Annotated in this window: 6 protein-coding genes and 1 pseudogene; 4 read left to right on the top strand and 3 right to left on the bottom strand. The window is 73.8% G+C overall.

Annotated elements, in window-relative coordinates:
* The first annotated feature begins 1 nt into the window (after window position 1).
* The 4 genes from IF30_RS0102990 to IF30_RS50740 are packed head-to-tail and all read left to right on the top strand — an operon-like array spanning window position 2 to window position 8,509.
* Window positions 2-2,563, top strand: coding sequence for a hypothetical protein (locus tag IF30_RS0102990; RefSeq protein WP_030231457.1), 2,562 nt, complete (start codon window positions 2-4; stop codon window positions 2,561-2,563).
* Complete coding sequence (locus tag IF30_RS0102995) at window positions 2,563-6,588, top strand: hypothetical protein (protein WP_030231461.1); 4,026 nt, start codon at window positions 2,563-2,565, stop codon at window positions 6,586-6,588. Before IF30_RS0102990 ends, IF30_RS0102995 begins: the two co-directional genes overlap by 1 nt.
* Before the next feature lie 19 nt (window positions 6,589-6,607).
* Window positions 6,608-8,134 carry a hypothetical protein gene (locus IF30_RS0103000; protein ID WP_030231464.1) on the top strand — a complete coding sequence of 509 codons (1,527 nt, stop codon included), beginning with the start codon at window positions 6,608-6,610 and terminating at the stop codon, window positions 8,132-8,134.
* Window positions 8,135-8,179: 45 nt separating this feature from the next.
* The gene (locus IF30_RS50740) at window positions 8,180-8,509 is read left to right on the top strand and encodes an SsgA family sporulation/cell division regulator (protein WP_030231466.1); all 330 of its coding nucleotides are present in this window, start codon (window positions 8,180-8,182) and stop codon (window positions 8,507-8,509) included.
* A gap of 1,036 nt (window positions 8,510-9,545) precedes the next feature.
* Here IF30_RS50740 and IF30_RS0103015 read toward each other — a convergent pair.
* The 3 genes and pseudogenes from IF30_RS0103015 to IF30_RS44850 form a co-directional block, all read right to left on the bottom strand.
* Window positions 9,546-10,010, bottom strand: coding sequence for an SCO4402 family protein (locus IF30_RS0103015; protein WP_234322558.1), 465 nt, complete (start codon window positions 10,008-10,010; stop codon window positions 9,546-9,548).
* Window positions 10,011-10,108: 98 nt separating this feature from the next.
* Window positions 10,109-11,281: pseudogene (locus IF30_RS40900) on the bottom strand (IS3 family transposase).
* Between the two features lie 269 nt (window positions 11,282-11,550).
* Window positions 11,551-12,156, bottom strand: a complete 606-nt coding sequence (locus IF30_RS44850) for a hypothetical protein (RefSeq protein ID WP_078891084.1) — start codon at window positions 12,154-12,156, stop codon at window positions 11,551-11,553.
* Window positions 12,157-12,381: the final 225 nt, after the last annotated feature.

The raw sequence follows: 12,381 nt of genomic DNA on the forward strand, positions 1-12,381 counted from the left end.
GATGACCACACCGCCGTACACCTTCCACGCCTGGCAGCGCCGGGGCGGCGCGACCCTCACCACCACCGGGGGCGGCCGGGCCAGGGGCGAGGTCAAGCTCAGCGCCACCGCTTCGGGCGGCCCTCCGACCACCGGGTCCGTCCGGTTCGCGCTGTACGGCCCGGCGGACGTCCAGGGCCTGCTGCCCGGCGCGGTCACCGCTCGCTACCCCCGGCCGGGCGAGTCGCAGGCCGAGGTCGTGTACTGCCCGTACGCCGAGTTCGCCGAACCGGACCTGCCCTGGCGCTACAGCCCGGCCGGGGCCGGACCGGACGGGCAGATGCGGCCCTGGCTGGCCCTGCTGGCCGTGACCGCCGACGAGTTCGTCCCGCTCGGCGACGGCACCGTCGAACTCGGCGTGCCGCTCCAACAGGCTCACCCCCTGGCCGAGTCGGCCTGGAGCGCCCACCTCCAGCAGGCCCCGGGCTCGGACCGGCCGATCGGCCGGGTGCTCTGCCTGCGCCGCCTCGAACAGCACGGCACGTCCCTGGCCTGCCTGACCCCGGACACCACCTACCACGCCCTGCTGGTACCGGCGTTCGCCCCGGACGGCGCCGACCGCTGGGCCGGCACGGCGAGCGTACGGGTGCCCGTGTTCCACCACTGGGTGTTCCGGACGGTCGACAGCACGACCGACTTCCAGGCCGTCGCCGAGCAGTTGCACGCCGCCCCCGGTCACCGCCAGTTCGGCCGGATCACCGTCCGGATCGGCCCCGAACTCGCGGGCACCACCACCGGCGTCGAGGTCCGCGGCGCCCTCACCGGCATCGACGACCCGGACGGGCCCCGCCCCGACCAGGCCGCCGCGCGGCTGGCCGAGCTGCTGCGCTTCGACCCCGACGGCAGCTGCACCGGCAGCACCGACCCGAACTGCCGGGGCAGGGACCTCGTCGGCCGGCCCTACCTGCGCCCGCCCGTGTACGGCGAGGCCTGGCGCGGCCGCCCGCTGGACGGTGCGGCGCCCGGCGGCTGGACGCGGGAGCTCAACGAGGACCCCCGCCACCGCGCCGTGGCCGGCCTCGGCCTGAGCGCCGCCGTCGCCCTCCAGGACGAGATCACGGCCGCCGCCGCCGATCGGGCCGGCGCCACCGCCGCCGCCAACCAGCGCGTCTCTGCCCTGGTGGCTGGCCTCGCCGCGGCCCGGTCGCTCTGGCAGATCCGAGGCCCGGTGAGCCAGGCCGACCAGCTCCGGACGCTCGGCCTCTCCCTGGGCCGGATCGCCGCCACCGGGGACGACCCGACGCGCCAGGACCCGCTGCTCGACCTCGTCGCCGGCGGTGACCGGATCCTGCCCCGCGCACTGTTCACCAGCGCCGCCCGGCGCGTCCTGCGCCCCGGCGCGGCCCGCTACCGCCACTGCGCCACGGGCGCGCTCGACGGCACCGCGCTCTTCGCCGCGGCCGGTGCCGAACGCCCCGCCGTCCACCGCCCCGCCGAGGCCGCCGATGACCCGCACCTCACCACCGGCGTGGCCCACGCCGACCTGCTCGCCGAGGCGCTGGGCGGGGTCGGCGGCGAACCGGTGCGCACCAGCGACGACCTGATGACCGTACTCGCCCGCGCCGACCGCCCCCCTGGGGTGACCGGCGCCACCGCACGGCTCGGCGGGAAGCAGCGCCCCCGGCCCCGGCCCACCGACCAGGCGGCGCTGGCCGCCACGCTCGTCCGGGCCTTCGACCCCACCACCGACCCGGTGGCCGTCCCCCGGGTGCTGAGCACCATCGACCCGCCCGACCCGCAGCCGCTCGCCCCGCGCGAGCCCTGCCTGCCGCTGGACGTCGCGGTCTGGAGCTGGCTGCGCGACACCGGCCGGGAGTGGCTGCTGCCCGGCGCCGAGACCCTCGAGGACGGCGACGTCGTCGGGCTGGCCGCCAACCCCGTCTTCGTCGACGCCTTCCTGACCGGCGCCAACACCCAGGCCCTCGGCGAACTGCGCTGGCACAACCTGCGCCTGCCGACCGGCTGCACCCCGCTGCGCCGGTTCTGGGACCGCTACGCCCCCTCCGGGACCGACCCGGCGGCGCTGCTCACGGACACCGACATCACCGGGATCGACGCCTGGACCGGCCCGCCCGGCAGCACCGACCCGGCCACCGACCCGCGCCGCCTGCCGCTCGGCGACGACAGCCACGGCCCCGGCGGGACCGCCCGCCGCCGGCTGGTCATCGCCTTCCGCACCGACCTGTTCCGCCGCTACCCCGGCACCCTCGTCTACCTGGCCGCGCAGCACGACGACTGGAAGAAGGCGGACATCGAACCGGGCCTGCGCAAGGAGCCCGCGTTCGCCGCCCGGATCACCCCGGACCTCGTTCTGTACGCCTTCGACATCGACCCGGGCACCCTCGCCGACACGTACTTCGTGGTCGTCGAACAGGCCCCGCCCGGCTTCCGCTTCCGCAGCACGGCGATGACGCCCCTCGTCAACGGAACCCCCTCCGGGCCGTCCCAGACGATCGCCGCCCAGAGCCTGGACCCGCCCGTCCGGGTCCTGCTCAACGGCCGCGACCTGGCAGGGGGTGCGTGATGCGGGCCCCGAGCGCCGTCCTGCTGCCCGCCGGGCTGGAGACCCGCTTCTACGGCCCCGGTGAACCGATCCCCACCCGCCCCGGTGACCCGGCGACCACCCACCGGCTCCAGGTCCTGGTCATCCCCGACGTCTGCTGGTACGACCGGCACGCCCCGAACCCCACCCCGGACGAACTCGCCCTCCTCCTGCTCGCCGTCCAGGCCGCGGGCGGCCCGCTGCTCGGCACCCCCGGCGCACCCGCCACCCCCACCGCGGCAGCCGCCTTCGACCGGCTCGCCGGCCAGCTCGGCTCCGGCCGGGCCCGCTGGCTCGCCCAGACCTTCCCGCCCGTCCCCGGCCCGAACGGCCCCGAACTCCCCGGCGGCATCACGCCCGTGCCCGGGCCGCGCCGTACCGAGCTCTTCGGGCTGCCCGAACTCATCACGCTGTACGCCGACACCGGGACGCCTCCGCCGGTCAGACTCGCCGACAGCACCGTCGGCACCCTCGACCTCGACCCGAAACCCGACGGCACCTGGCTGACCTGGCAGACCCTCGCAGCCGCCGGACTCACCTTCACCGTCGACCTCGACGCCCACGGCATCGCCCCCGAGGCGATCCACTGCCTGTACGTCACCGGGCTCGGCGCCACCCCGGCCGCCGACCTCTTCGAACGCCACCTCGCCGCCGGCCGGTTGGGCCTGGCCGCCACCGGCACCCCGGTGCACACCGTGGCCGGAGCCCCGGCCGCCGACCTCGCCGCCGACCCCCGAATCTGGCGTGAGCTCGCCGAACACCCCCGCAGCGACCAGGACGCCGCCCTCTCCCTCGCCCTCACCGGCGACCCCAACCGCCTCGGCCGCCTCCCCGGCACCGACACCCCCGGCACCTGGCCGCACGACGACCTGCTCACCCTGCTGTTCCCGGCCCTGTTCGGACACGCCCTGCACCACCTCTGGGAGGTCGTCGGCCCGGACGGCCACGCGGCGGCCCACCTCGGCGAATGGGCCGAGCAGTGGCTCCGGCCACAGGGCCCCTGGCCACCGGTCCGGATCGGCACCCAGCCGTACGGCCTGTGGCCGGTCACCACCCTGACGGGGTGGCAGAGCGCCCCGGAGCCCGTCCCCGTCGAGGCCGCCCTCGCGGCGCACCTGCCGGCCGTCCGCCAGGCCGTCGCCGATGCCGCCGCCTCCCCTGCCGGCCCGCCCGGCACCCCCGCCCCGCCGCCGACGGTCATCGGCGCCACCACCGCGCAGCTGTGGGACCTGCTGGCCCGTACACCCCTGTCCGCCGACCACGACCTGCGCCTCGTCTTCCTGCTCGACACCCTCGGACCCCCTGTCCTCTCTCCTGCCGAGTTCGACCGGGCCGTCCGCTGGTGGAAGCACACCGCGAAGCAGGGCGTCGTCCCGCTGCTCGGCGCCCGCCCCGGCACCATGCCGGTCGGCAGCGGGGTCAGCATCCCGCTGGATCTCGGGCTGGTCCTGCCCGCACCGACCGGCTCGCCGCGGGCCGACCCCCGGATGCCCATCGGCACGGCCCGGGCCATGCTCGCCGAGGCCCCCGCCCGGTGGCTGGCCGAGATGCACCGCTACCTGGCCGGGGTGTTCACCCCCGGCCGACCGACGGCCACCGAACTGCGTCAACTCCTTGCCCCCGAACCGTCGATCGACTGGTGGCCCTCCTCGCTGCTGTTCCGGCTGCTCGTCGTCACCGGCCTCGAAGCCGTCACCGGCCGGACCACCGGCCCGACCACCCCCGAACCCGTCACCCGCCCCGGCGACGACGCCCTCGGCGTGCGCGCCATGGCAGCCCTCGGCACGCCCGCTTCCGGCCCCGGACAGGACGCCTACGACCGGTTCGCCACGTCCCTCGACGGGCTGCGCCGCTGGTCGGAGAAGTTCAGCGGCCGGGAACCCGCCGAGCAGCGCGCCGAGATCGCCGCCCTGGAACGTTCCCTCGCCGCCCTGCTCGACACCGCCGGCCACCGGATCGACCCCTGGACCACCGGCCTCGCCCACCACCGGCTCGCCGACACCCCCGCCGGCGCGCCCCGACCGCTCGGCCTCTACGCCTGGGTCGACCAGCCGTTCACCGGCAAACCCGGGCCGTACCCCGACATCGGCTTCCTGCTCGCGCCCTCCGACGTCCAGGCCCGCACCGCCGTCCTGCTGCGCGACCAGGCGCTGCGCCACCCCGGCCCCACCTGGCAGCTCGCCGTCGACTCCGCCAAGGTGCGCGCCGCCGCCCGGCTCGCCGAGGAGATCCGCATCGGGGCGCACCCCGGCGAGGCGGTCGGACGGCTCGTGGAGCAGGCCCTCGCCGCCCGCGACGTGATCGACCGGGTCCGCGCCGCCTACCCCCAGCGCACCGAACACGCCGGGCGGCGCACCTGCGACGGGCTGGCCGTGCTGCGGGCGGCGCTCGGGCGGAAGGGCACCCTTGCGCCCGGCTCCGGGGAGTCGGGGTCGCCCGGTGGTGAGCTGACCGGCCCGCCGGTCAACCTGACCCAGGCCCAGCTGCGGGCCGTCCAGGAACTCGGAACCGTCGTCGACACCTACGCCGACCTGCTGGTCACCGAAGCCGTCCACGAGATCGTCCGGGGCCGCCCGGAGGCCGCCGGGCGCACCATGGACGCCGCCGCCGGGCTGGCCACCCCGCCCGATCTGGAGGTGCTGCGCACCCGCCGCCCCGGACGCACCGTCCACACCACCGTGCTCGCCGTCCTGCCCGACCGCGCGCCGCCCGGCGGCTCGCCCGTCGTCCTGGCCAGCCCGGCGCTCGCCGACTGGCTCGACGGCGCCGCGAGCTCCCCGGCCGGACCGCCGTGGACCTGGACCGCAGACACCGCCGCCGGCCCCGTCAAGGTCACCCTCCAGGACCTGGGGCTCACCCCGGCTGACACCCTCGCGTTCAGCCCCGCCGACCTCGACCGGCTGGCCGCCGAAGCCGCCGGCCCCGGCCCTGGGACCGGCCCCGGGACCGGCCCCGGGACCGGGACCGGTAAGCCCTCCGCCGTACACCCTCCGGACGGACCGGAGCTGGTCCGCCGCCTGGCCGCCACCCTCGCCGCCCGGCCGCCCGCCGCCTCCGACCTCGGGCAGGACGACCCCGCGCTCGACACCCACGTGGCCGCGACCCTGACCATCCGGCTCGACTCCCTCACCGCCCTCGCCCGCCGGCTCTCCCAGGACCTGGGGAACCGGACCCCCGACAGCCTGACCCGCGCCCGTGCCTTCGGCATCGCCCCCACCGCCGACGGCACGCCCGAGGACCGCCAGGACCGGGCCCGGCAGACCCTTGACAGCCGCCTCGCCGCGCTCGGAGCGGCCGGACCGGACCGGCCCGTCCCGCACCTGGCCGCCGACCTCGGCCGACTGGCCGTCGGCCACGACCGGCTGCCGATCCTCTCCGGCCTCGACCTTGCGAAGCTCGGTCCGATCGCACCGGACCCCGGGACGCTCGAACAGCAGTGGCTGGAGCTGATCGCTGCCGTCCGCCCGGTGCTCGCCCGGATCGAGGCCCACCAGGCGCGCTGCGACCTCGACCAGGTGCCCCGGCTCGCGATCTCCGGCACCCACCCCGAAGACCCGTGGCTGCGGAAGCCGCTGGCCTCCCGCCCCGCCGGCGGCCCGGCGGGAGGCGACCCGCGCCTGCTGGTGGCCTTCGGCCCGCGCCCGCTGCCCGCCGCCGGCCAAGTGGCGGTCGGCGTGCTCGACACCTGGGCCGAGACCGTCCCCTCGTACGTGCCTGGGCAGATGGGTCAGTCCCCCGAAACTGCCGACGCCGCCTTCGCGTTCACCGCCCCGGCCGCCCGCCCGCCCCAGGCCGTCCTGCTCGCCGTGCCCCCCGTGCCCGACGGCACCCTCGACGCGGACCAACTGCCCGCGATCGTCGCCGAGGCCCGGCTGAGCGCCCACGCCCGAATGGCCCGCAGCGAGGACCTCGGCCTGCTGGACCTGCTGCTGCCCACCGGCCTGCTGCCCGCCTTCGAGGAGGGCGGCTTCCAGTACCGCCCTGACGCCGACCTCGGAGACTGGTGACGAACGGAGGAAACCGGCGATGAACAAGCTCACGGACTGCCTTCACCTGCGGCTGGAACCGGCCCGACCGGTCGGCGACCCGGAACGCGGATTCGCCGCCGAACTCGCCGACCCCGCCTGGCTGGTGGGCCGGCAGTGGCAGCTCGGCGAGCACCAGGGCGAGAACGCGACCAGCCCCGTCCGCGTGACCGCCGACCTCCGGCACGTGCCGATCGGCCCGATCGCCGACCGGCCCTCCTTCGACCCGCGCACCGTCCCCGCCGAGGCCGCCATCGAGACCGGCCCCGAGGACTGGTGGACCGTCGGCCGACGGATCCGGCTGGGCCGCGCCGCCTCGCGGGCAGCCCGCTCGCCGCTGCCCGCCGCGCACCTGTTCACCGGCCTCACCGAGCCGTACGCCGCACTCAACGGACGTGGCTACGACGGGCATTCGATCGTCCACGATGGTGTCCTGCTGGCCGACCCGGCGATCGCCGCCGTATTCGCTGAGGTACCCGCCCCACTGCCGGACACCTGGCAGGCCGACGAACTCGACCACACCACCGCCTTCCCCACGGCCGAGGGCACGCTGAACGTCCCCGCCCACGACGGCGGCGAGACCGACTGGTGGACCGTCGACGCCCTCGCGGCCACCCCCGGAACCGGCGGCGAGGCGCAGCACGCGTCCGCCTGGCCGGAACGCTTCCGGCTGCCCGGCTCGCCCGCACCCCGCTGGTGGCAGATCGAGGACCACCTCAGCGACCTGGGCGCCCTCCCGCCCGACCGCGCCCACTTCGCCGCGGCCCTCGTCCTGGACATCGTCCTCGGCCACGGCGACGACTGGTTCCTCGCCCCGATCCCGGCCCGCGCGGGCCACCTTCTCGTGGTCGAGAACCTGACCGTCCTCGACAGCTTCGGCCAGACCTGGACGGTGCCCGCCCCGAACCCCGACTGGTCCCTGTTTCGGGTCCACGGCCTCGACGGCCGCCGGCTGCCGATCTGGCCGGTCGCCGAGAACCCGCTGACCGGCGACCCGCTGGACGTCGTCACCATCGGCGCCGACGAGGACGCCGAACTGGTCTGGGCGGTCGAGGAGATCGTGGACGGACGAGCCGTCGACCACGGGCAGCGGACCACCGGCGACGGCCCCGTCCCCGAGGACCAGCCGCTCGGCCAGCCGCCCACCCTGCGCTACGTCACCGCGACCGACGTGCCGCAGGCCTGGTACCCGTACACCCTCGAAGAGCGGCGGGACGGCCAAGGGCCCGGTCGGATCCGCTACCTCCAGGGTCGCCTCGTCGCGGTGGCCTCCGACGGGACACCCACCCGCTGCGACCCACCCCGGTCCGGCTTCCTGCTCGACCCGGCGGATCCCGCCGGCCGCGCCCACGAACTCGCGCCGCACCGCATCCCGCCCGGCGGCATCCGGCTGGAACGGCGCATCCTGCTCGCCCGCACCACCACCGGCGCCCCCGTCCTGTGGAACCGCCGCACCCGAACCCCCCTGGTCTCCGGCCCCTCCGCCGGCCTTCGCTTCGACGCCGTCGAACCCGCCCCGCAACCGTGACGCCCTGGCCGTGGGCTGTCGGGAACGCGGAGCACACGCGATGCGGTGACGTCCGGTCAGGTCGCTGAGTTCGGCGCTTTCCTCGCCGACGGACTCACCAGCCCAACCGGTGCCGGCGACGTTCGGATCTGGAGCGATCCGCTCGCGTTCGCCTCTCACGCCGACCGCAGGATGCGTCTGAGCCTGGACTCACCCCAAGGCCGCGCCCATCTCACGACACCATGGAGCGATATCGAGAAGTTCGTCACCGCCAGCCGGAAGGTCGTGGCGCCAGGCCGGGAGCCCCCCCACGTGGCCGCCGCATTCGACGACTTCGCCGCGTCCATCCACCTCAACCCTGCGGCACCGGCGACCCGCCCAGCCCACCGTCCGTAGGATCGTGCGCAGGTGCCGACCGGCCTGCTGCCCTATCAGGGCGGTAGCTGCGCGTGGCCTTGGTTGCGGCACCGGGACCTGCCGGCTGTCGGCGGGCGGGGGAGGGCGGCGGCGGGTCGCGCTCCGGGAGGTTGTGGTCCTCACGCTCGGGGGCGACGCCGCAGTGTCGGCGCTGGGCAGGGCACGGACGGTCGCCCGGTCCATCGCGATCCGGGGCCGCACCGCTCTGTTCGTCACGTGCTCAGCCTTCGCCGATGGTCAGCTGGTTCTCGTGAAGAGACGCATGCGGAGCGGGTGCCCGGACGGCGCTGCGTCCGATCTACCGGGGGAGCCCCGCTCCCTGCCGGCGAGTTGAAGTGGCTCCATCAGGGCAGCCACGCGCCCCGGGCTCGGAGTGGCTGCTGCTCGTGATCGTGGGCTGATCGCCCTGGTGCGTGATGACGCCCTACCCGTTTGGTGACCAGCAGCCGCAGGGCGAGCGGGGGTCCGGGCGCGTCCGGTCTCGCATCCCACTTCGAGTGCACCGACGAGATACCGTGGCGGACCGAGGTCGACGAGGACCAGACCGTCATCGACTGGCTGGACTGCGGGTTGAGCCACTCGTCGGGGGCGAGGCCGCGGCCAACGGGGCGCATGCGGGAGGCGTCTTCTGCGTGGGCGGCGTCGCGCACGTGGCGGAACCCCGGGGCGCCAGCGCCGCAACCAGATCCCCCGCCGTCAGCCGCTCCAGCTCTTCCGGCGCCGCGCCCACCGGCGCTGGACAGAGCCGGTGTAGCGCCTCGGACAGCTTCTCCGACGCCGGCACATCCCCGTCCACTAGTGCGACGAAAGGCCCTGCGCCGTAGGGCAGTTCGGCCTCCCCGGTGCCGCCGTCGTCCCGCAGCGTCCGCAACCGGGCCACGAACGCCCCGACGTTTTCGCCACCCCGGCGGCACCACCGCCGTACGACCCCACTGCTGCTGCGCACGTGCACCTCGTCCGCGCCCGCCGCCGCCCTTGAGCACCACTCACCGCTGCCCTGGTCATCTGGCTCCGCTCATGAATCGACGTGCTGGTCTCCCGTCTCGGACGAATCTGGCTCGGTGTCGAGCGGCCAGCGATACCCGGCGTCATGCAGCTTGCTCAACGCCGAGTGATCATTGGACACCAGCACCTGGGCCAACCGGGCTGCCGCGGCGACTACGGCCGACCAGCCTGGTGAGTCCAGATAGACCTCGTCGCGGGCAGCGGCGCCGACCGAGTCCTGTACCACGCTGTAGGCAGCACCGAGACGCACCATCAGCTCGACTTCCTCCTCGCTGCGAAGGCACTGTCCCAGCCAGGGCAGAGGATTGCCCGCATCGCAGAAGTCGTCGAAGAGCACGTGCACGGTGTAGTCGAGGTCCTCGAACTGATCCGGATCGAGCCAAACCTCCCGCTGCCATGTCGGGCTGGCCAGCGCCACGACCGCAGGCACGACATGGAGGCGGTAGTAGGGCAGAGCAATACCGTGATCAATCACGAGGCAAGAGTACGCACCTCATGATCGGCCGGGCAGGGCCTGGCTAGATGATCGATTCCAAGGGGTGGGGCTTCCCCCAGGAACGTGGACACCGGGTGCTATGCGGCCGTGGCCAGCGTAACTGATCTCTGCTCGTAGGCGATCGGGGTCATGTGGTCGAGGGCGGAGTGCCTTCTCCAGGTGTTGTAGCGGTTGATCCACCGAAACACGGCGAGCCGGGCGGCGCGGGCGCCGGGCCAGCGCTTGGCGCCCCGCAGCCTCTCGCGTTTCAGCGTTGCGTTGAACGCCTCCGGCGGCGTTGTCCGCCGAGTGCCCACGGCCCCACGGCTTCTGGTGACGCCGAGCTCGCGGCAGACCTTCGCGAAGTCCTTCGAACAGTATTGGGCGCCGTTGTCGCTGTGGAAGACCGCGCCGCGCAGGTCACCGCCCCTGGTCGCGGCGGCCGCCTTCAGGGCGTCGGAGACGAGCCCGGTTCGCATGTGGTCGGCGATCGACCAGCCCGCCAACCGTTTCGAGTGCAGGTCCATGACCGTCGCCAGGTAGAGAAATTGGCCGCTGCCTATCGGAAGATAGGTGATGTCGCCGACGTACTTGGTGTTCGGCGCCTCGGCGGTGAAATCCCGCTGGAGCAGGTCCGGGACTGGGACCGCCTCGAGTTCCGGGACGGTGGTGCGGACCTTTCTTGCGCAGGTGGATGCCGACGATGCCGTGTTCGCGCATCAGGCGCTCGACCCGCTTGTGATTGACCGTCCGGCCGGCGTCCCCCAGCTCGGCGGTGACCCTCGGGCTGCCGTAAGTGCCGTCCGATTCCGAGTGGATCTCCCTGATCCGCTCCGCGAGCACCCGGTCGGCCCGCTCGCGCTCAGCCCGCGCAGGCGCGGCCCCGCGCCACCGATAGAACCCGGACCGGGAGACCTCCAGGACCCGGCACAGCCGCTTCACGCCGAAGACGCGGTGGTGATCCTGGACGAACTGGAAGCGACTCACCAGTTCGTCTCGCCCGCGAAATACTTGGCCGCCCGACGCAGGATCTCGCGCTCCTGCTCGAGCTCTCGGACCTGCTTGCGCAGCCGGGCGATCTCGGCATCCTTCGCCGAATCCGCGACCGCCTCGGGCGTCTCCGCCTTCTCGGCGGCCATGATCCACTGGCGCAGCGTCTCGTGGTTCACGCCCAGATCCTTGGCCACCGAGGCGACGGTCCGCCCGGGGCTGCAGCGGTACAGCGCGACGGCGTCGGCCCGGAACTCAGCCGAGTACTTGTAGGTCCCCAACGGGAACTCCTGCTCTCTGGATCATCACAGATCCAGTGTCCAGGGTGTCCACGTTCAAGGGGAAACCCCCTGACCCCACGATGGCTGCCAGCGTTCGGAGAGGGCAGCTGGCAGAGCGCGGCGTTTGAGTTGCCATCACTTCGCCATCACCCGCCGCCGTGCGCTGGCGTGAACAGCGCGCGCCCCTTGGCGGTGCGGCAAGTGAGCTTCACCAGATCGACTTGTGACAAGATCGAACTTCCAGCGGCCACCTGCGAGAAGGTCTCACGTCAGCGCTGCCGCGGGATAGGCAAGGGCTCATGGCGGTGCCAGATCAGCGATCGATCTTCGCGGCGAAGCTCCGCAGATCCCCATTCCAGGCGGACCACGCCGTCAGCCAGCGAGCAGGCGTAGGCGACGAGAACAAGCTTGGTGTCCGGCGAGAGGCGCGCGAGATCCGCATGAGGCTCGTCCTCATCCGGCATGTCGATACCGAGATCCAGCTCTCCCTGACGCGGGGCAGGACCGTGCCTGCGGATGAGGTCAGCGCGAAGCCCTGACGCGCTGCGGAGTCTGGCAGCAGTCACGGGCACGTCCTTCTTCGCGTACCGGTAGGGGTAGACGACATGGCCGGCGACAACAGCGACGGTACGCGCCTGGAGACGGACCAGCTCAACACCTGGAAGCTGCGAGAGACCGGCCGATAGCTCCTCGTACTGTGCGGCGTAGAGCCCGTGTCCGTACGCTTCGAGCGTCTGCGTGTGAACGCTTTCGTGGCCGCCTTGGGCGCGCTTGTGAGCTCGGACAAGGCATGCGGGCACAATTGCTGTGACCTCGGTGGCGAGAGGGCCGAAGGTGGTGCGTGCCCACGGACTGGCGGAGTTTGCGCCGGACATGAGAATCCCCCGATCGATCGTTCTATGACCAACCTCAGGGTCTGACAGTCCGCTGATCGGCGCGGTGGATCAAGGGCGCATTGGGGGATCTCGGGGTGCACGGAGCAGGGAGTGCTACGTGGTGAGGCTGGGGGATGGGATGGTGGAACTGCGCGATTGGTCCGGGACCGCATCTCGTGTACGACGCTGACGCCAGGACGACGTCCTTGTCGGAGGCTTGAGACT

The sequence above is a fragment of the Streptomyces sp. NRRL S-350 genome (genome assembly GCF_000719705.1).
GTDB lineage: Bacteria > Actinomycetota > Actinomycetes > Streptomycetales > Streptomycetaceae > Kitasatospora.

Excerpts from the sequence above, each read along its gene's own strand:
- IF30_RS0102995 (WP_030231461.1), top strand. The coding sequence starts at position 2,563 with ATGCGGGCCCCGAGCGCCGTCCTGCTGCCCGCCGGGCTGGAGACCCGC.
- IF30_RS44850 (WP_078891084.1), bottom strand. The coding sequence starts at position 12,156 with ATGTCCGGCGCAAACTCCGCCAGTCCGTGGGCACGCACCACCTTCGGC.
- IF30_RS0103000 (WP_030231464.1), top strand. The coding sequence starts at position 6,608 with ATGAACAAGCTCACGGACTGCCTTCACCTGCGGCTGGAACCGGCCCGA.
- IF30_RS0102990 (WP_030231457.1), top strand. The coding sequence starts at position 2 with ATGACCACACCGCCGTACACCTTCCACGCCTGGCAGCGCCGGGGCGGC.